The organism is Acinetobacter sp. SW-226, from assembly GCF_055632855.1.
Genome location: NZ_CM145752.1, coordinates 3,175,353 through 3,196,064, shown reverse-complemented (window position 1 = coordinate 3,196,064; position 20,712 = coordinate 3,175,353). Strand labels below are relative to the sequence as shown.

The window sequence follows — 20,712 nt, the reverse complement described above, 5'->3', positions numbered from 1 at the left end:
GACAAGCTGGCCATTGGCTAAGATAGATTTGAATGTAAAAATGTAGTGTATTGGGATAATACACTACATTTGTTTGAGGTCTAAACGCGTTTTAGCTTGGTTCTTAGAACTTATAGTTAAAGGTCAGTGCCGCAGAGCGTGGTTGTCCCATTACTAATCGTGCACCGCTATTATTAAGCGTACTAATGTAATCTTTATCTGCAAGATTGTAGATGTTCAGGTTTAATGAGGCATGTTCATTAAAGGTATAACCCAGTAAGGCATCAAATACGACATAACTTGGAATAACAGGCATGGTTGTTGTTGCGGTTGAACCTGTGCTAATTGCACGCTTTTGTTCATCTACATAACGCGCTCCAAGACCCGCTCTAAAACCAGCTACGCTATAAGTCGTCCACAACGTTGCAGTCCAGTCAGGCGACCAGCGAACTGAATCATTTTCAGTCCACACTTTAGTCGTTGCATTATAGGTTTGCTGGTTCTCTTGTTCTGTGTCCATAAAGGCAACACCTGCTGAGACATTCCACGCACGTGTCAATTGACCAACAGCACCTAACTCTAAACCTTTAACTGTTGTTTTTCCTTCAGGAATGTACAGTAAGCTAATCGGATCTTGAGTAATTTGGTTTTCATTTTCTGTATGGTAAGCCGCAGCAGTTAAAATGAGTTTGTCTTCATTGAATGTCCATTTTGTCCCAATTTCATAATGATGGGTTTCCTGTGGCTTAACAGTTGGATCATTCGCAGCATTTGCGGCTGAGCTGGCACTATTGTTGAGAACGAATGCCGTACCTGGTGGTGTCAATGATTTCGCATAAGAAGCATACACACTACTTGCAGGGGTTGGTTTAAACACAGAACCGAGTTTCCAACTGACCAGTGTACCATGCGTACTCAACTGGCTTGGTGTGCGGGTCACGGCTAAAGTAGAAGAATTCGTCGTGACGGTTAAAGCATCGGATTGGGTGTCGTAATAATCGACACGGACCCCACCATTAAGCTGGAAACGTTCGCCAAATTTTAAAGTATCAAATAAATAGGCCGCGACAGTATCTGTTTGGCCATTGGCATATGCCCCCGTGTAGACGAGGTCTGGTAAATTTTGATAAGGGTTAGGTGTGTATAAACTTGCAGATGTAATGCTTGGAGCAGCTTTCCCTGGGGTTTGTGTGCTTAATGTTTTATTGTATTGTTCTTCGCGTAAGAGCTCTAAACCAGCAACGATGTCATGTTCAATCGCACCCGTTTGAGTGTTGATGTTGAGTGTAGTTTGGTTGGTCAAAATCTTATTTTCTTGATCGACCCCTTGGCGAGTTCGAGCTACAGACCATGAGTCTGGATCTTTAGGTGTTGCAAGATTGCTAATGACTAAAGCATTCACTCCCGTTAAGACGCGATTCATTTCAGTTTTACCAAATCTTGAAATATTGGTGAGTTTCACACCTTTGCTTAGATCACTTTCAACTTTGGCTGTAAACATGTGGGCTTCAACGTCTTCATAATCATTAACGCTACCGTAGAAGTTCTCACGATCAACAGGTTCTGCTGCATTCACAGCAGTATTGATGATGTCTCTTTGAGCTTGGGTTAGTTTTGTATCCGTGTTGTTGTAGTAAAAGCCGTCCATGCCAATGGTTGGAATACCACCATCTGGGATATTGTTTTGTACTATATGCTGTGAATATAAATAAAAACGTGTATCGCTATCTAAGCCAAAAGCAATAGATGGAGCGATGGCATAACCATTATTTTCTACATAGTCACGACCATCTACCCCGCCTTGCTGACCCATTACATTTAGACGAAGTGCAGACCCTTCAGAAAGGGCTTGGTTGATGTCTGCAGTAAGACGTGCATGTTCTGCGGTATTGTAAGTTGCAGAAACTTCTTGGCTGTTTTCTAAATGCGGTAATTTGCTGACGAGATTAATATATCCACCCGCACCACCACGACCAGCTTCTGCCCCAGATGGTCCTTTAACGACTTCAATTTGCTCAAGATTATAGATATCACGGCTCACGGCGCCAATATCACGAATGCCATCGACATAAATTGAGTTTTTGGTGTCGAATCCACGCATTTGAAAAGAATCGCCTGCACTGGTATTACCATTTTCCCCAAGTTGTAACGTAATTCCTGGTGTATTACGTAATGCTTCAGTTAGAGATGTTGCACCTTGTTCTTTGAGTAATTCTTTTTTAATTACAGAAATCGTTTGTGGTGTATCAACTAAAGGTTGGGTGTATTTTGCAGAACTAACTTTGTCTGTTTTGTATTTACTTTCGACTTCCGACTTCACTGTAATGGTAGGTAGCACAGTTGAATCATCTTTTGTTGGCGTTGCTGCATGTGCCATCAGTGGGAGAGAAGCTGCTAATGCAACAAATTGTGCAGTACGGTTATGTTTACGGCTTTTGATTTTTGCCATTGTCGGTGTCCCAAATAATATACGACAGAGTTCCATCACTGCTCAGTTCGGGTCGAACCATAAAGTGCAGTAATCATGGAGGTATTGTTAAGCTATGTAACTGTGGTTGCGAATTCTATTGATAATAATTATCGTTAACAATGGTTTTTAGGCTGAAAAATTCACTTGTATGTATGGAAATAATGTTTAATAAATCTTTATTAATTAAGGAAAACAATAATGATTGGTGAAAAGTAAACTAAATATAATGGTGAATTAAAACAAATGGTAAAAATATAGTTAAACCAATATCTTATAATTATATGAAAAGTGTATAGCTTCCATTGAAGCATAGTCAATCCATGCTTCAAAATGGACTAATTCTATTAGTTTTACTTAAAGCTCAGCCCATTTTCGCATCAGATTATGATACAGGCTAGTGAGCTTTACCACCTCTTCATGTTGGTCGCTCAGTTGCACACGTAGGTTTTGGATAGTTTGGTCAAGATTAAACAAGATATGACGATCAGCATCATCACGAATCATACTTTGAACCCAAAAGAATGAAGCCACGCGGCAACCCTGAGTTACAGGGGTGACTTCGTGTACGCTAGTCGATGGATATAGAATCATATCTCCAGCAGGTAGTTTTACTTCATGATAACCATAAGTATCTTCTACGACCAAATCTCCGCCTTCATATTCGTCAGGCTCACTCAAAAAAACAGTACAGGATAAATCGGTACGAATCCGATCTTTGCTTCCAGCAATCCAACGAATGGCATTATCGACATGGAAGCCAAAGGTTTCCCCCTGTTCATAGCGATTAAAATAAGGTGGCAAAATATCTAAGGGTAGGGCGGCGGATAGAAATAATGGATGCTTTCCGAGTGCTTCTAGAATGATATTGCCTAAGTGTTGAGTGAGAGGGTGATCTTCAGGGAGTTGTTGGTTTTGTTTTACATTTTTTGAGAGTGATCCTGTGGTTTTTTTTCCATCAATCCATTTTACTTTCGACATTTCACTGCGAAAGTATTGAACTTGTTCTTTGCTTAACACATGGGGAATATGGTGGATCACAATACGGCCTGCTGAAAAGGAAAAACATCTTTAATATTTAAGCATATATAAAAATAGCCTCAAAGAGAGGCTATTTTTATATAATTCGATCATGAATGCATGAGATTCAGTCGGTTCACTTAGTATTTGAAGTTCACAGACAATACTGCATTGCGACCTTCAGCTTCAGTTGCATAGTGAGAAGCATACGCTTTAGTGAAATAACGTTTATCTGAAAGGTTATTTACGTTTAATTGTAAATTAACATTTTTATTTACATTATAACGTGCCATAGCATCGTAGCGTACATAGCCTGGAACCCATTTGGTATTTGCAGCATCACCAAAGACTTTGTCCATAGCGATTGCGCCAGCACCTAAAGTTAACTGAGGCATAACTTGATAGGTGGTCCAAAGAGTAGCACTATTTTCAGGAACGTTTTGAAGTTGTTTCCCTTCGTTCGCCGTTGCATTATACGCAGCCTTTGTTAACTCACTATCTAAATAGGTGTAGCCTGCACTAACAGCCCATTTGTCAGTAATTTTACCATTAGCACCTAACTCAATACCATCAACTTTGCTTGATCCTGCATTGGTATAAGTAGTCGCATCTAATAAAATACGCGTATTTTGCTTTTCAGTACGGAATATTGCAGCACTTAAATTTAAGCGATTGTTGAGTACATCCCATTTTGTACCAATTTCGTACGTTCGAGCTTCTTCAGGCTCTAGGTCTTTCGTTGTTGCACTAAGAGATGTCTCAGAGCCATCCCCTGCATCAATACCAACAGGATTTGCGGAAGTTGCAAAACTTGCATAGATACTGCTGTTTTCAGTTGGCTTGTATGTTAGACCTGCTTGATAACTAAAGAAGTCAGTATTATTTTCAATGCTTACGCCTGTTGCATTTGTTTTTAATTCGGTATCAAATTTGTCCCAACGAAGCCCAATATCTAGTAACCATTTAGGCGTAAATTCAATGTTATCAAGTAAATAAATACCAGTTGATTTTGCTGTTGAAGTCGTTACTGCTTTATTAGCAGAATAGCTACCTAACCAAGGATCACTTGAATTAGGATTGTATGCATCTGTACACCAATAGTTTGATGCTGCACCAATCAGCCCATTACAACCACCGCTCGCATTTAAATTATGTGTTGCTGCTGCACCAGGCAGAGTAGTTGTGGTTGTTCCTAAATCTTTAATTTGGTAATTACCTTTGTCAGATTTAAGCTCGCTGTATTCCACCCCTGTGTTGAAACTGTGTTTGATTGTTCCAGTATTGAATTTACCATTTAGGCTTAATTGATCTGTGAAACCATTGGTATCTGTAATACGTCCATTTGCACGACGAGCAATACTACCATTTGCTATATTTTTTTTAGAATCATCTGGTTGAGTCCAAATATAGTTATTTTTGGACTTGGTATACATTGCTGTATTGCTAATCGTAAGGTTTTCAGTCAGATCATGTTCTAACTTAATTGTGCCAATTTGATTCTCTTGTTTTTGAAAATCACGATCTTTCCAGCCATAGTAAATACCTTGTTTAACATTTAAAGGTTTACCTGTTGCTGTATTATTTGACGAATTCCAATAAGGTACACCTGAATCAGGGGTATCATCAGATTTTAAATAATAATAACTTAAGGTTGCACGTGTATCGCTATCTAAACCAAATGTAATACTTGGTGCAATACCAACACGAGCATATTCAGCTCCATCTTTTTGGCCTGCTTTCTCGTTATGGTGTCCCATCACTGCAACACGAGCTGCAATACCATTGCCGAAGTCTTTGTTACCATCTAGCGTGATACGCTGGTAGTTATCCGTTCCCGCACCAACAGAACCTTCTAGAGAGTCGCCTTTTTTAGCCACTTTAGAAATCATGTTGACACTTCCGCCAACTGAACCTGCACCACCCATAGTAGATGCAGAACCTTTCGTTACTTCAACTTGCTCTACTGCAAACATTTCACGGTTTTGAGAAGTTGAATTACGAATACCATCCACATAAATTGAGCTTTCAGAGCTATAACCACGGATAAATGGACGATCTCCATTTGGGTTTCCGCCTTCACCAGCACCGAGGGTAATACCTGGTACGGTACGTAAAGCATCGCTTAACGTTGTAACTTGAGTGTCTTCAATCAACTGTTTAGAAATAACAGCAACAGACTTTGGAGTATCCAGTAGAGGAGCAACAAATTTGCTGTTTGCAGATTTATCGACTTTCAAACTTTGTTCTGCTGCCGCTTCCGTGTGAATTGTTTCTAGTTGCGTAACTTGATCTTGTGCAACAGCATTGACTGCAATCACTGAAAGTGTTGAAGCGATTGCTGAAGAAACCAGCTTTTTACGTGTTTTGATGAAGGCCATAACGAGTCTAGTTCTAGCGTTGTAAATTAGTATGCGAATAATAATGATTCTTATTTTTTGTTTCCTAATTGTTACATTGAAATTTTAGATGTTAAGAATGAATTAAACTGGAAAAATAAATGTAATAATATAATAAAATCAACATATTTAATTGATTTTTATATCTATTGGAAAAGTAGATTGTATTTTTGTAATATTATTGAAATTTAGAATCTATATTTTTATCAGTCATATTTTTGAAAATGTCTGATGAATATGAAGGAATTGTGTTGGATCTATATGCTCCATGTAGCTTCTCAAAAAACCTGCCGAAGCAGGTTTTTTACATGATGCTAAGTATCATTAGAAATCATAAGAAATGGATAGCCAGTAGTTACGACCAGGTAAATAGGTTCCTTCAGAGCTTCTGCCAATAGATAAATATTTATAGGCTTGCTGAACATTGCCGTTGGTATCGACATAATCCATATACTCGGTAAAGTCTTTATCTAATAGATTATTTACAGCGGCATTGATGCGGACATGATGATTTAATTGATAGCTTGTCCCTAAATTGAATAGGTTGTAAGCAGAAAATTTATTGTCTGTATGTCGTTCAATATTAATTTCTCCACCAGTTGGTGTTGCTAGATAGCGAGGACGTCCTGACTGATATTCGTGTTGTAACCAGACATCAAGGCGATCATTAATATGCCAAGTCGATGTTAGGTTAAATAAGTGTTTAGCCGTTGACTCAAGCGTATAACCTTTATTTGCACCTTTAGTGATTTCAGATTCGGTAAAAGTATAGGCCGCTTTGACATCCCATTCGGGAATGATTTGATATTTAAGCGATGTTTCTAAGCCATAAATTTCTGCTTCATCGGCATTGAAACTTTTGCTATAAGAAGTCACATTGCTATTGAAGTTTGAGCAATCATTGGTTGCACATGAAAAATTCCTAGACACAATCTTGTCTTCGACGACATTAAAAAATGCAGTAGCATTAAAGTCTAAAGTATCTGTAGGTTGATAGTTTAAACCGAGTTCGTAGTTAACAGATGTCTCTGGTTTTAAGTCCGGATTACCAAGGCTTGGTGTTGTACCTTGACCGCTATAGCCAATAATACCGTTGTATAAGTCCTTGGCTGATGGTGTTTTATAACCTGTACTTACACCACCTTTAAGCGTTAAAGCATCCGTTGTATTCCATACTAGGTATGCACGTGGACTAAAGTGACCACCAAATCCTGAATGATCTTCATAACGACCACCGAAAGTGAAATGTAAGTTATCTAATAAACTCCATTCATCTTCTGCATAGACTGACCATGTATCTTGAGTAAACTCTTTGCCCATACCTGCAATATCGTCAGCAATAGTGACATCTTTATATTCTGTACCCACAGTGAGTTTATGGTTCGCAATTGGAGCAACCAAATGTGAATCAAAAACTAAATCTATATTTTCTAAGGTGCGTGGTAGGCCTGCTAAAGTAGGGAAGGCATCAGTTGGAATAGTACGACCTTTGGTCTCAGTTTTATTTTGACTAATGTACGTTTTCCATTGACCAAAATCGTAGTTACCATCGTGTCCTGCTGAGATTTGCACACGATTGAACTCTAACTCATCTTCATAGCCTGCAATGCCACCACGGCTAAAAAAGTTACCTAATCGCTGGTCAGAGTTGTCATAGGTTTGGTTTGAAGTAAAACCATCAACCCAGAAAGAGTTTTTATCATCTAATGTAAATTGTAACTTTCCACCGATATCATAGTTTTCAGCTTTGCTTGGACGTGGGTCGCGAGAGGTTGAACCCGCCACAATGCGTTCTGAACGTTGACGATCTAAATAACTCCCGCGGAGTTGTAAGCCTAAACGATCATGCATGATTGGGCCATTCAAGACAAAACTGGTTTTCCATGAGTCAGCTTCAGCATTACTTTCCATGACATTGCCACTGACAGTGACGTTACCATTCCATTCATTACTTATTTTTTTGGTAATGATGTTAATCACACCACCCATCGCTTCGGAACCATAGCGTGTTGCCATTGGTCCGCGGATGACTTCAATACGTTCAATAGAGGCTAAAGGTGGTAAAAAACCATTTGATGTTTCGCCAAAGCCGTTTGGAGTAACATCTGATGAGGTGGTTTGGCGGCGACCATCAATTAAAATCAGGCTATAGTCATTGCCTAGGCCACGCATTTTGATATTCAATCCTGATGTTTTTCCCACACCAGAACGAACGTCAATACCCGGCACATCAGCCAATAGGTCGGCAATGCTGGTCGCATTTTTCTTTTCTATATCTTCTTTAGTCACGACACTAATAGAAGCAGGTGCATTTTTAATATCTTGTTCAAAGCCAGCAGCTGAAACCACAATGGTGGAAAGCTGGTGGGTGGATGAATCTTCAGTTGTTGTTTCTGCAAAAACAGGAGTGGCTATTGCCCCGAGCAATGCCAGTGAAAGAGGGTGTAGATTAAACTTACTCATAACTAGAGTTCCAATGACGGACGAGAAAAAAAGAAAAATGTTCAATTATGGTGCAAATCTTAATGGTAGTATTTATCATTTGCAACAAAAACTATAAAAAATATAATACTTTGTATTTAATTTGGTGGGAATGTGGAGATGAGGGGAAAATAAAAAACTGCTAAAAGAATTAAAAAATATATGGTTTCAATCAGGTGTTTTGTATATCGTTCAATGTTGTCATATAATGTGGCACTTTTTAAAATTGTTATTACCAAAATATTGAGGAAGCCATGCAAGTAACTTCTGAAGCGGTTTCGGGTGTTACCCGTCGTTTAAATGTATCTGTACCGACGAGCCGTGTTAACGAGCAGTTCGAAGCTCGCTTAAAACGCACTGCTAAAACTGTGAAGATCAACGGCTTCCGTCCAGGTAAAGTGCCAGTAAATGTTGTTCGTCGTGAATATGGCGCGGGTATCTACCAAGAAGTCGTAAGCGACATCATTCGTGACACGGTATTCGAAGCAATCCAACAAGAAAAAATCAATGCTGTTGGTATGCCAAACATTGAAAAATCTGAATTAAAAGACGACGCGCTTGTATATGAAGCGACTGTTGAAGTTTATCCAGAAGTTGAAGTTAAATTTGCTGGTTTAGAAGTTGAACGTAAAGCATCTGAAGTGAACGACAAAGACGTTGACCAGATGATTGAAAACCTTCAAAAGCAACGTGCTTCTTGGACTGAAACAAAAGGCATGGCTAAAAAAGACATGCAAGTCACTTTTGACTTTGAAGGTTCTGTAGATGGTGAGAAGTTTGAAGGCGGTTCTGCTGAAGACTTTAAACTTGTTTTAGGTTCAGGTCGTATGATTCCTGGCTTCGAAGACGGCATCGTTGGTATGAAGAAAGGCGAAGAGAAAGTGATTGATGTTACTTTCCCTGAAGACTACCAAGCTGAAAACCTTGCAGGCAAAGCTGCACAATTCAAAATCACTGTGAAGCTTGTTGAAAAGCAAAAACTTCCTGAAGTTGATGCTGAATTCCTTCAAATTTTTGGTCTAACTGAAGAAGAAGGCGTTGAAAAATTAAAAGCTGACGTTCGTAAAAACATGGAACGTGAAGTGAAAAATGGTCTACGTAACCAAGTGAAGGGTGCTACTTTTGATGCGCTTGTTGCTGCAAACGAAGTTGAACTTCCAGCATCTATGGTTGCTCAAGAAGTTGACCGTCAACGTCAACAAATGATTCAACAGTTCACACAGCAGTTTGGTGCTCAAGGTGCGAAAGCATTTGACTCAAGCATGCTTCCAGATGAATTGTTCAAAGAACAAGCTGAAAAATCTGTAAAATTAGGCGTACTGGTAAGCAAGGTTTTAGCTGATGCTAAAATCGAAGTAGATCAAGCACGTGTTGATGCTTACATCGAAGACATGGCTTCTTCTTACGAAGATCCAGCTGAAGTGATCGAATACTTCAAAAATGACAAACAACAACGTTCGCAAATCGAAGCTGTTGTGTTGGAAGACCAAGTGGTTGATCACATTTTGGCATCTGCTAAAGTAACGGATACAGCTGTAAGCTACGAAGACTTATTGAAAGAGCAACAAGCTCGTCAACAAGGCTAAGTTTAGCTAAAGTAAAAAAGGCGCTTTGAGCGCACTGCTGTCCCATAGTTTGCTTTAAATAAAAAAACCTGAGTCCTAACAGTTAAAATATGAGTGTAAACAAACACTTTAACGACCAGGATTCAGGTTTTGTCACATCAGAATACCGTATTTTATGAGCTAATTAAACCTGTTGTGCGACAGGATTTTGAACAACTTGCTAAAGTACACCATGTTGGACAGAAATTTAGAGCGACTTCCCGTTGGGATCAGTTTATTGCCATATTGATGTCTCAATTCTCTTGTAGGCAAAGTCTGAGAGATATTCAATCCAATTTGGAGTGCCAACAGGAAAAGCTAAGTCATCTCGGAGCAAAATCTATTCCCCGAAGCACGCTGGCACGAATCAATGAGCAGCAGCCTGCTGCCTTGTATCAACAGCTATTTTACAAGTTGCTTAAATACTATGAACACTCAAAAGTAGCTCATAAATTTCGCTTTAAAAATCCCTTGTATTCCTTGGATGCCAGTCATATTGACCTGTCGCTTTCCTTATGTGAATGGGCCAAAGTTCATGACTCAAAAGCCAGCATGAAACTCAGCATAGGATTGAATCACAGCAATGATATTCCTGAGTTTGTTGCAGTTGAAAATGGCAAAGAAAATGACATGGTACAAGGTCGCAAATTCCAGTTTCCTGCTGGCAGCATTGTAGTTTTTGATAAAGGCTATGTCGATTACCAATGGTATGCAAATCTGACTGCTCAAAACATTGGATTTGTCACACGTTTTAGGCCTAAATCTGTGTATCAGGTGATCCAGCAACATCCAGTGCTTGAATCCAAAGGTATTCTAAAAGATGAAACCATTCAGCTGAATAGCGCACATGCCCTAAAAAGAAAAGCCCCAGTGTTAAGAAGAATTGAATATAGAGATCAGCAAAGTGGCAAGCACTTTAGCTTTCTCAGCAATAACTTTCATTTAGCCGCCTCCACCATTGCGGCGATTTATAAAGATCGTTGGAAAGTTGAGCTGTTCTTTAAGGCGATTAAGCAGAATCTCAAATTAAAAGCGTTTCTAGGCCGCAGCAGGAACGCAATTCAGACACAAATCTGGATTGCGATGATCGCCTATTTATTGGTGAGTTTCGCTCAACATTTAGGGAAAACAGGTTGGACAGTTCAACGTTTACTCAGAATAATTCAAGTGAATTTGTTTGAAAGAAGAACTTTAAAAGCTTTATTTTCACCCGATAAAATACCCATAAAACAAGAGGAAGCTCAAATGAGCTTCCTCTTGTGAAAAATTGTGGGACAGCAATGGCTTTGAGCGCCTTTTTTATTGTGATTTAGGTTTGTAAAAGCTCTTGTGTTCACAAAGCTTATGCAAAAAATATCTGTTATTTACTTGGGAATATTTTGCATTTTCAGCAATTATCCCTCATATTGTGACTATGAGTTGAGTAACAAAAAATTTAGGAATAAATAAACGTATGTATATTCCAACTATCGAAAATGCTTTAGTTCCAATGGTTGTAGAACAGTCATCTCGTGGTGAGCGTTCATTTGACATCTATTCACGTTTGTTACGTGAGCGTGTCATCTTCTTGACTGGTGAAGTTGAAGATAACATGGCAAATTTGATTGTCGCGCAAATGTTGTTTTTAGAAGCGGAAAACCCAGATAAAGACATTCACCTTTACATCAACTCACCAGGTGGTTCAGTGACTGCAGGTATGGCGATTTACGATACCATGCAATTCATTAAGCCAGACGTTGTGACTTATTGTATGGGGCAGGCAGCATCAATGGGTGCATTCTTGTTGAATGCTGGTGCGAAAGGTAAACGTTATTGCCTTGAAAATGCACGTGTTATGATCCACCAACCGTTAGGCGGTTTCCGTGGTCAGGCATCTGATATTGAAATTCATGCACGTGAAATTCTGTTTATTAAAGAGCGTTTAAACCGTTTAATGGCAGAGCACAGTGGTCAAGACTTTGAGACTGTGGCACGTGATACTGACCGTGACAACTTTATGACAGCACAAGCTGCAAAAGAATATGGTCTCGTGGACGAAGTGTTATCTAAACGTCCATAAGTTTTAAAAGTTTAGAATTGGAGTGAATATGTCCGAACATCCTCAAGGACAAAAGCATTGTTCATTTTGCGGTAAAACGCAGTCTGAGGTCGGGAAACTGATTGCAGGCGAGGACGCGTACATCTGTAATGAATGTGTGGACGTATGCTTAGACTTGGTGCAAACCAGTCAACAAGTTGAGTCGGGTGACTGGGCTGCAAAACCATTGCCTAAACCTCACGAAATTCGTGCGGCATTAGATCAATATGTCATTGGTCAAGATGTGGCAAAGAAAACCTTGTCTGTTGCTGTCTATAACCACTATAAACGCCTTAAAGCGACACATGGTGGGCATAAGCACGATGAGGCTGTTGAAATTGCGAAAAGTAATATCTTATTGGTAGGGCCAACAGGTTCGGGTAAAACTTTACTTGCGCAAACGATGGCACGTCTGCTCGATGTTCCTTTTGCTATGGCTGATGCAACGACACTTACCGAAGCAGGCTATGTCGGTGAAGATGTTGAAAATATCGTTCAAAAGCTTCTACAAAAAGCAGACTACGATGTAGAAAAAGCGCAAAAAGGTATTATCTACATCGACGAAATCGACAAGATCACCCGTAAGTCTGAAAATCCGTCGATCACGCGTGATGTGTCGGGTGAAGGCGTACAACAAGCTTTACTGAAAATGATCGAAGGTACGGTTGCCTCTATTCCACCTCAAGGTGGTCGTAAGCATCCGCAGCAAGAATTTATTCAAATTGATACTTCAAATATCTTGTTCATCTGTGGTGGAGCATTCTCAGGTCTTGAGAAAATCGTACAACAGCGTCAAGAAAAAGGCGGCATCGGCTTCACTGCTGAAGTGAAGAAGAAAGATGAAGGCAAGAAATTGTCTGATTTGTTCCGTCAAGTTGAAGCAACCGATTTGGTGAAATTTGGTCTGATTCCAGAGTTTATTGGTCGTTTACCTGTAATTGCGACTTTGGAAGAGTTAGACGAAGAAGCTTTGATGCAAATTCTGACTGAACCGAAGAATGCACTGACACGTCAATATCAACATTTGTTTGATATGGAAAATGTTGATCTGGTTTTTGAAGACTCAGCACTACGCGCTGTGGCGAAAAAAGCCTTAGACCGCAATACGGGTGCACGTGGCTTACGTTCTATTTTGGAAAATACGCTGCTTGAAACCATGTATGATTTACCAAGTCGTACCGATGTTGGCACGGTTGTGGTGAATGAAGACGTGATTAACGGTACAGCTGCGCCATTATTTAAGCCAGAGCGTTTACCAAGAATCGAACAGAAAGATACAGCTAAAGTTGATTTAAAAGTGATTAACTCAAAGTCCGCTTAAGTTGTTATTCATCTGAAACGTGTGAAAATCGAGTATTTTCACACGTTTTTTTGTATTCAAAAAAAGAGGGAATGTTACTCTGCATCATAGGCTGGGATGCCTAGATTAAAACTAAAAATTCAGTATCAAAATAAAAAATATGCCGTGAGGAATAGTCATGCGTGCAATGACGATTACGCTTTTAAGCAGTTTAATTTTATTGGGTTGTCATGGGAAAGTTGCAGTGGAGCAACCTGAATTAACATCAACCCTCAGTCATGAGGTCGATTTTGATCACGACCCTAGCATGATTGAGCAGTATCGTATTGGGGTGTTTAGCGTAGGTGGTTGGGTCAATCAAAAATTAGGACAGCGTTTTCAGCGTGTTCAACCTCAACATGAACAAGCAGCGATCGTCTATCTATACCGTCCAGATTCAAAATGGAATCGTCAAGAAATTGTGGCTTCGAGCTTATTTATCAATAAAGAACGTATTCCAAGCCTGCTTAACAATCATTACTATTGGGTCGAATTGCCCGCGGGAACTTATCGTTTATCGAGCAGTAGACCTTTGGGCATTAATCATTTCCAAAAGCCAAAATATCTCGATTTTAGTGTAGAAGCGGGGCAGTCTTATTTCATCAAGTATGATGAAGAGAACTTGGCTACCCGACGAGAGGTTGCAGGGCCTTTGGCGGTTATCCCTGAAAAAATTGCGATTCAGGAAATTGCATTTACCCAGTTAAAGTCCAACAGTTATAACTTTGTAGCTGAAGATCAACACACGGGTGAGTTACGAAAGAAAGCACAAAAACTTAAACCTGCAAAATATGACCCAAATGAAGATGTTCAACTGATGAAGCCGTTTAAGCTGTGGAATCCTTTAACCTGGTAAGTAAACTATTTTGCTTTTTTGGCTTGATAAAATAATGGTGTAAGGGTCTTTTCAATTTGACGATTCATTTCCTGCTGAATAGCAGGATCTTGCATCATTTCCGCAGACATGGCGATGCTATTGCGCATGATTTCGCTCATCATTTTACTGCTTTTTTTATTGATAGACTGACCTAGAGGTGTTTCGAGAAACTGAATGTTGGCCAACACTTCCTCTTCGGTAAAGGTCTGCATGTAGACATCTTTTAGCATTTGCATAAATTTTGGATCTGAAATCAATTTGCTGCTAAACGATGCGGTGATTTCAGCGATTTGCTTGGCAGCTTTTTGTTGTTCAGGATTAAGTGTAGATGTTTTAAAAATATTCTTAATAATTTCTTCGGCTTGTTGGTCATAGACAGGGCGCATCTCTTGCTGAGACTGCGCTAAAGTGCCTTTAATATCGCCGAGTTTGAGTGCCTTTTCTACCGATGCTTCGGTCGCGGGTTTTGCAAAAGAAGCTGTGCTGAGGACACATAAGGTAATACCGTAAAGCATGTGATTTAATTTTTTCATTGTTGGTCTATATCTTTTGATTAAGTCTATAAAAATAGGTAAAAAAATACCCTTAACATGACCTTAGCATGTTAAGGGTATCCAAAAAAGTAAAACTTAAGTTTTAGCCTGCTGCAGCATCGACTACTGGAATTTTACCAATTTTGGCTTGCCAAATTTTTGGTGCTGTTGCGTGAATAGAGGTACCATTCACATCAACTGCTACTGATACAGGCATGTCTTTCACTACAAATTTGTAAATCGCTTCCATACCTAAGTCAGCAAAAGCAACCACTTCAGCTTCACGAATCGCTTTAGACACAAGGTAAGCTGCGCCACCCACAGCCATCAAGTAAGTCGCTTTGTTGTCTTTGATTGCTTCAACAGCAGCAGGACCACGGTCTGCTTTACCGATCATGCCGAACATACCGGTTGCTTCAAGTACTTGACGTGTGAACTTGTCCATACGTGTTGCTGTTGTTGGGCCAGCAGGACCAACCACTTCATCACCTACTGGATCTACAGGGCCAACGTAGTAAATGAATTTACCTTTTAAGTCGACAGGAAGTTCTTCACCATTGTTCAGCATGTCGACCATGCGTTTGTGTGCAGCATCACGACCCGTATAAATGGTACCGTTCAGAAGTAAGGTGTCGCCTGGTTGCCAAGCGTTCATTTCTTCTTGGGTGATGTTGTCGAGGTCAACACGTTTAGAAGTTGATGAATCCCAAGTGACAGATGGGTAGTCTTCCAGTTTTGGTGCTTGAATGTGTGCAACACCTGTACCATCAAGTTGGAAGTGTGCGTGACGAGTCGCTGCACAGTTTGGAATCATCCCGACTGGTTTGCCTGCAGCGTGACATGGGTAATCTTTAATTTTAATGTCTAGAACTGTGGTTAAGCCACCTAGACCTTGCGCGCCAATGCCGAGTGCGTTTACTTTTTCGAAGATTTCCATACGAAGTTCTTCGATTTTATTTTCAGGGCCGCGACGAAGTAATTCGTCCATGTTGATTTCTTCCATGAGCGATTCTTTTGCAAGCATCATGGCTTTTTCAGCAGTACCACCAATACCAATACCCAACATTCCTGGTGGACACCAACCTGCACCCATGGTTGGAACAGTTTTTAGTACCCAATCCACGATTGAGTCTGATGGGTTGAGCATAGCCAGTTTAGATTTGTTTTCTGAACCACCACCTTTTGCTGCAACAGTAATATCCACTTTGTTGCCTGGAACAAGTTTGTGATAGATCACAGCAGGGGTGTTGTCTTTGGTATTTTTACGACCAAAAGCTGGGTCAGCCAATACAGAAGCACGCAGTACATTTGAGTTTTCTAAGTAACCTTGACGTACGCCTTCGTTGATTGCATCGTCTAAGCTCATGGTTAAATCAAATTTAACATCCATACCCACTTCAACGAATACGTTGACGATACCTGTATCTTGACAGATTGGGCGGTGGCCCTCTGCGCACATACGCGAGTTAATTAAGATTTGCGCGATCGCATCCTTCGCAGCTTTGTTCTCTTCACGATCATACGCACGGCTCATCGCTTGGATAAAGTCTTGTGGGTGATAGTAAGAAATGAACTGAAGCGCGTCTTTGACCGATGTGATCAAATCATCTTGCTTGATAATAGTGGTCATACAAATATCTCTTGAGCGGGCTGATAGCTAGCGGGCTAAATTATAAGACAAAATGTCGAGGTTGTGGATGTTTTACGCAGCCTTTGGGCGAAAGTTTAATAGTTGAACAAAATTGACGAGAAAGTGAGGTCATATAAGGTTGTAAATATGACAAAATTGCCTAAGTTGAATGAAATATTGCATGCTAAAAGTGAATCAATAGGTATAATTTTTATATTAAGATTTTGAATATATTGAAAAAATACTAACATTTAAAATATGACAATATTGTCATAAATTTGTCATAAAACTTTCGCATAATGCACTTATCAAACTATAGGACATCGAACATGTTGACAGGTTTAGTGATGGCTGCGGGCTTTTGTGTATATATCGCAGCGACTTGGATATACGGTCAAAAAGAAGATCAGGCTTAAGCTTTATCTTCTTTTTTTGTTTTAAGCTCTCTTCAAATCTTCAAATCTTCAAATCTTCAAATCTTCAAATCTTCAAATCTTCAAATCTTCAAATCTTCAAATCTTCAAATCTTCAAATCTTCAAATCTTCAAATCTTCAAATCTTCAAATCTTCAAATCTTCAAATCTTCAAATCTTCAAATCTTCAAATCTTCAAATCTTCAAATCTTCAAATCTTCAAATCTTCAAATCTTCAAATCTTCAAATCTTTAAATCTTCAACTAGCTAAAAATTGTTTAACGCCTTAAGATTCCAGTTTCAAATCTTAAAACAAATACAATGAAATATTATTTCTCGACTTCAGCCTTGCTATTTATCGGATGCTTTTTCTTGTGGTCTATTTTCCTGTTTTATTTAATGGCTCAAAGGCATGCAGGCAATGTCATTGTCGAAGATATATTTAAATTTAATTTTTACTGCATGATGCTTGCAATGTTGCCTTTGCTTTTGAAAAAAGCTCCGCCTAAAAACGATGTCGAGATGACGATTTTTGAAGAAAAGCAACATATGGAAATGCGCCATCAAGTCCTGAGCTAATCTGCTCAAGAGCGTCGGAAAGCTTATCTGATGAGTGCATTTTTCGGTTTTTTAATGTCGAGTCTAATGATGAGCTTTATTTTGATGTTAGATAAATAAGCTGAATGTGAGTTTATCCGATCTAATTTTTCTCACTTTTCCGCATTTGGGATGGAGAATAGCCAAAGTGCTTTTTAAAGCGATGACTAAAATGGCTACTGGAGCTAAATCCATACTGTTCCGAAATCTCCGTCATATTGGCAGTCGTCTGCTGTAGCGCTTGCTGTGCCAGTTCAAGTCGACGTTGCATTACATATTGGTGTGGTGGCATGTGCATGGATTGCTTAAACATATGGGCAAAATGGTATTCACTGAGCTGCGTTTGCTCGGCCAAATCTGACAAGGTCAAGCTTTGCTGAATATGTTGATCAATCCATTCTAATAACTGTTTCAGGCTATATGGAGACAGCCCGCCTTTGACTTCAGGGGCTTGCCACTCGGTATGGCTATAATTTTTAATCAAATGATTGAGCAGAAGTGTCGTGGCAGTACTCATCTGCAAATGATTTTCACGGTTCTGCCAAGCCCCATTGAGTAAAAAGTGTCGGTAGATCATCGAAATCTGTGGGTCGGCCACGAAACTTTGTGGATTTAAAATAATTTGGCTCGGCTCACGATCCCACACCTGTTCGGCGACGCGTTGTAGATGTTGCTCAGTATAGTACAGATGCACAAAAGTCAGGGGGTCACGCAAATCCCAAGTTGACTCAAAATCTTGTGGCATCAGGCACATATGATCTGGCCCACCGCCATTATGCCAACCTTGTGCTGTTTTTTGATAACTGTGATATCCCCCTTGAATGTACATGCTAAGGGTATGGTGGTTACTGCAAACACTGACGCGGTCTTGGTTGTTTTGCCACATGGCCAACTGCATGCCCGAACCTAACTCGACCGAGTCGAGGAGTTGGGCTTTATGCTGTTGTAATTGATCTAGAATCTGATATTTCATCATCTATACGGAGTGCCGAATGGAAGAATGAGTGTAGGACTTTGATTTCATTTTGTCATCTATATCCGAAAACCAGTAAAAAAAACCACAAGTTCATGATAGTGACCACAAGAAGGTGCAAGCAATGGGACAGCTAAACCAAGCACAATAGCGTGAGTGGTTTGAGTTGGATTGAAAGAGTATGAATGCGCTGTTATATGCTTTGGTGGTCGTGATTTGGGGAACGACATGGATTGCGATAAGTCTGCAACAACAAAGTGGAATATCGACCAATGTGGCAGTGTTTTGGCGTTTCTTTATTTCAGCTCTGGTGCTCTTTGCTTTTGTTGTGTTGTGCCGAAAACTGCAAAAATTGGCTGTAAAAGATCATCTGTTTTGTATGTTACAAGCGTGCTGTATTTTTGGTTTTAACTTTGTCTGTTTTTACTATGCGGTGCAATATATTAGTAGCGGTTTGGAGGCCGTTATTTTTTCGATGGCGGTCATTTTTAATACCCTCAATGCCAAACTATTCTTTGGACAACAGGTTTCTACACGTTTTTACCCTGCGGCTTTGTTGGGAGGGTTGGGCATTATTGCCTTATTTTGGCATGATGTGGTGGGAAGTACCTTAAACAACCATACGCTGATAGGGATTGGTCTTTGTGTGTTGGGCACTTATGGTTTTTCACTGGGCAATATGATCAGTGCGCGTCATCAAAAATACGGTCTGGATATTTTCACCACCAATGCTTATGGCATGCTATATGGTTCACTTCTGATGGCGTTGATTGCTGGATTTAAACACGACGAGTTTTTCCCCGCTATGGAATTTAGTGCAGTGAGTGCTTTATTGTATTTGGCTGTTTTTGGTTCAGTGATTGGCTTTACTGCTTATTTCTATTTGGTCGGAAGGATTGGGGCAGGCAAGGCAGCTTATAGTACCTTGTTATTTCCGTTGGTGGCTTTGGTGATTTCGACTCTTTGGGAAGGGTATCAATGGCATATGAATGCGGTGATTGGGGTGATTTTGATTTTATGTGGTAATGCAATTTTCTTTATCAAGGCACCTAAGTTGAGGCTGAGTCAAATGTTGAAGTGAAGCTGAGAGTGTATGAGAAAATTAAAAGATATTCTGCACTATAAATGAAAGGCTTAGGTGTTTTTCATCCTGTGTATTATGCTCATTTTAGAGAACTTCATGTATGGCTTTATAAATGGATTTAAAAACGTTTGAATTATTCGCTCGTTACAACGTATGGTCTACTCAAAAATTAAACCAAGCTTTAAAAAATGTCTCTGATGAAGATTTTAATGCTGAATGCGGACTGTTCTTCAAAACTATTTCTGGAACGTTGAATCATTTGCTTGTGGGGGAGCATTATCTATGGTTTCCTCGGTTTTCATCGAAACCATCGCCTCTACTGAAGTTAAATACCATCGTAGAGAGGGATAAAGATAAACTCATGTTTGAGTTAGAAAGCAGAGCTCACCATTGGATAGACTTTTTAAAACATGTTGATGTGGAAAAATTTGGACATGATTTACACTACAAAACATCGGCTGGACTAGAAATGAGCCTACCCTATGCTGCTACATTATTGCATGTGTTTAACCATGCAACGCATCATCGGGGGCAAGTCACAGCAGCTTTAACTTCAATGGGCTATCTATGTCCAGAGATTGATATGGTGTATATGTTGATCGAAGACCGTCAGTAAATTAAACAGAATAGTTATCACCGTTAAAAAATAGACATAAAGTCTTTGTTAATAAACATTATTTTAGTTCTAACGAATATAAAATCTTTTCCAAATTAGGGTTCAATTTTTGATTTAATAAACGTTAGTAATTCTTGGAATAATGGATGCCATTCAGCGCTTGGTGACTCAAACAGAGGGTGCCAAAAGAAATTAAATTCTAATCCACCGTCATCATTGCAAAAATGTGTCCAATGCTCTTTTAAAGCTTCTGTGCTATGGCAGATAAATACATGCCAGTTCGGACCTTGCTCAGATGGATGATGTAAACCTAAATATGAGTGAATATGTGCAGATAAAATACCAGACTCTTCATAAAGCTCCCGCAGAGCCGCTGTTTCCAACTCTTCATTCACCTCAACTGTACCTTTTACGATTTGAATACCCGCAATTGGATGTTTAAACACTAATATTTCTGTTTTTTGATTGATATTTCGAAATATAACTGGGACGACTTTTTCGATTAATATCATTTTTGAATTTTATCCAAGATGCAAGTCGGTACACTACTTAAAAGGTAGATAGGGTCATGGATATGGTCGCGGGCTATATTGGAGCATCTAGTTATCAAAAGCCATTAGGGCGTT

At 39.6% G+C, this 20,712-nt stretch carries 16 protein-coding genes; 8 read left to right on the top strand and 8 right to left on the bottom strand.

Annotated features, from left to right (window positions below; all coding sequences use genetic code 11):
* Positions 1 to 103 precede the first annotated feature (103 nt).
* From ACZ8ZH_RS15115 to ACZ8ZH_RS15100, 4 genes are all read right to left on the bottom strand, one after another.
* The gene (locus ACZ8ZH_RS15115; RefSeq protein ID WP_119064594.1) at positions 104 to 2,428 is read right to left on the bottom strand and encodes a catecholate siderophore receptor Fiu; all 2,325 of its coding nucleotides are present in this window, start codon (positions 2,426 to 2,428) and stop codon (positions 104 to 106) included.
* Between the two features lie 375 nt (positions 2,429 to 2,803).
* Complete coding sequence (locus tag ACZ8ZH_RS15110) at positions 2,804 to 3,487, bottom strand: Fe2+-dependent dioxygenase (protein WP_119064592.1); 684 nt, start codon at positions 3,485 to 3,487, stop codon at positions 2,804 to 2,806.
* A gap of 119 nt (positions 3,488 to 3,606) precedes the next feature.
* The gene (locus tag ACZ8ZH_RS15105) at positions 3,607 to 5,844 is read right to left on the bottom strand and encodes a TonB-dependent receptor (RefSeq protein WP_086209940.1); all 2,238 of its coding nucleotides are present in this window, start codon (positions 5,842 to 5,844) and stop codon (positions 3,607 to 3,609) included.
* Positions 5,845 to 6,186: 342 nt separating this feature from the next.
* Positions 6,187 to 8,325, bottom strand: coding sequence for a TonB-dependent receptor domain-containing protein (locus ACZ8ZH_RS15100; protein WP_119064590.1), 2,139 nt, complete (start codon positions 8,323 to 8,325; stop codon positions 6,187 to 6,189).
* 272 nt (positions 8,326 to 8,597) lie between these two features.
* Here ACZ8ZH_RS15100 and tig point away from each other — a divergent pair, with 272 nt between their 5' ends.
* From tig to ACZ8ZH_RS15075, 5 genes are all read left to right on the top strand, one after another.
* Positions 8,598 to 9,929, top strand: a complete 1,332-nt coding sequence (gene tig, locus ACZ8ZH_RS15095) for a trigger factor (protein ID WP_086209938.1) — start codon at positions 8,598 to 8,600, stop codon at positions 9,927 to 9,929.
* 129 nt (positions 9,930 to 10,058) lie between these two features.
* Positions 10,059 to 11,210, top strand: coding sequence for an IS4-like element ISAbe18 family transposase (locus ACZ8ZH_RS15090; RefSeq protein ID WP_058971770.1), 1,152 nt, complete (start codon positions 10,059 to 10,061; stop codon positions 11,208 to 11,210).
* Positions 11,211 to 11,400: 190 nt separating this feature from the next.
* Positions 11,401 to 12,006 (top strand): ATP-dependent Clp endopeptidase proteolytic subunit ClpP, encoded by a 606-nt coding sequence (gene clpP / locus ACZ8ZH_RS15085; protein WP_086209937.1) that lies wholly within the window; start codon positions 11,401 to 11,403, stop codon positions 12,004 to 12,006.
* Positions 12,007 to 12,034: 28 nt separating this feature from the next.
* Entirely contained in the window at positions 12,035 to 13,345 is a 1,311-nt protein-coding gene (gene clpX, locus ACZ8ZH_RS15080) for an ATP-dependent protease ATP-binding subunit ClpX (protein ID WP_110975545.1), read from the top strand.
* A gap of 157 nt (positions 13,346 to 13,502) precedes the next feature.
* Entirely contained in the window at positions 13,503 to 14,219 is a 717-nt protein-coding gene (locus ACZ8ZH_RS15075; RefSeq protein ID WP_086209935.1) for a DUF2846 domain-containing protein, read from the top strand.
* Positions 14,220 to 14,224: 5 nt separating this feature from the next.
* Here the strand turns inward: ACZ8ZH_RS15075 and ACZ8ZH_RS15070 are convergent, their stop codons facing one another.
* On the bottom strand, positions 14,225 to 14,773 hold the full coding sequence (locus tag ACZ8ZH_RS15070; RefSeq protein WP_119064587.1) for a DUF2059 domain-containing protein: 549 nt from the start codon (positions 14,771 to 14,773) through the stop codon (positions 14,225 to 14,227).
* A 103-nt stretch (positions 14,774 to 14,876) separates the two neighbouring features.
* Positions 14,877 to 16,403 (bottom strand): fumarate hydratase, encoded by a 1,527-nt coding sequence (locus tag ACZ8ZH_RS15065; protein WP_119064585.1) that lies wholly within the window; start codon positions 16,401 to 16,403, stop codon positions 14,877 to 14,879.
* Positions 16,404 to 17,215: 812 nt separating this feature from the next.
* On the opposite strand from ACZ8ZH_RS15065, the gene ACZ8ZH_RS15060 reads away from it, so the two are divergent.
* Positions 17,216 to 17,395 (top strand): hypothetical protein, encoded by a 180-nt coding sequence (locus ACZ8ZH_RS15060; RefSeq protein ID WP_228199452.1) that lies wholly within the window; start codon positions 17,216 to 17,218, stop codon positions 17,393 to 17,395.
* A gap of 121 nt (positions 17,396 to 17,516) precedes the next feature.
* Here the strand turns inward: ACZ8ZH_RS15060 and ACZ8ZH_RS15055 are convergent, their stop codons facing one another.
* On the bottom strand, positions 17,517 to 18,386 hold the full coding sequence (locus ACZ8ZH_RS15055) for an AraC family transcriptional regulator (RefSeq protein ID WP_119064583.1): 870 nt from the start codon (positions 18,384 to 18,386) through the stop codon (positions 17,517 to 17,519).
* Positions 18,387 to 18,567: 181 nt separating this feature from the next.
* On the opposite strand from ACZ8ZH_RS15055, the gene ACZ8ZH_RS15050 reads away from it, so the two are divergent.
* Together ACZ8ZH_RS15050 and ACZ8ZH_RS15045 are read left to right on the top strand one after the other, a co-directional pair.
* Positions 18,568 to 19,467: a DMT family transporter gene (locus tag ACZ8ZH_RS15050; RefSeq protein WP_119064581.1), complete on the top strand. Its 900-nt coding sequence runs from the start codon at positions 18,568 to 18,570 to the stop codon at positions 19,465 to 19,467.
* A gap of 115 nt (positions 19,468 to 19,582) precedes the next feature.
* The gene (locus ACZ8ZH_RS15045; protein WP_119064579.1) at positions 19,583 to 20,086 is read left to right on the top strand and encodes a DinB family protein; all 504 of its coding nucleotides are present in this window, start codon (positions 19,583 to 19,585) and stop codon (positions 20,084 to 20,086) included.
* A 95-nt stretch (positions 20,087 to 20,181) separates the two neighbouring features.
* Here ACZ8ZH_RS15045 and ACZ8ZH_RS15040 read toward each other — a convergent pair whose 3' ends face one another.
* Positions 20,182 to 20,598, bottom strand: coding sequence for an NUDIX hydrolase (locus tag ACZ8ZH_RS15040; RefSeq protein WP_119064577.1), 417 nt, complete (start codon positions 20,596 to 20,598; stop codon positions 20,182 to 20,184).
* Between the last annotated feature and the right edge of the window lie 114 nt (positions 20,599 to 20,712).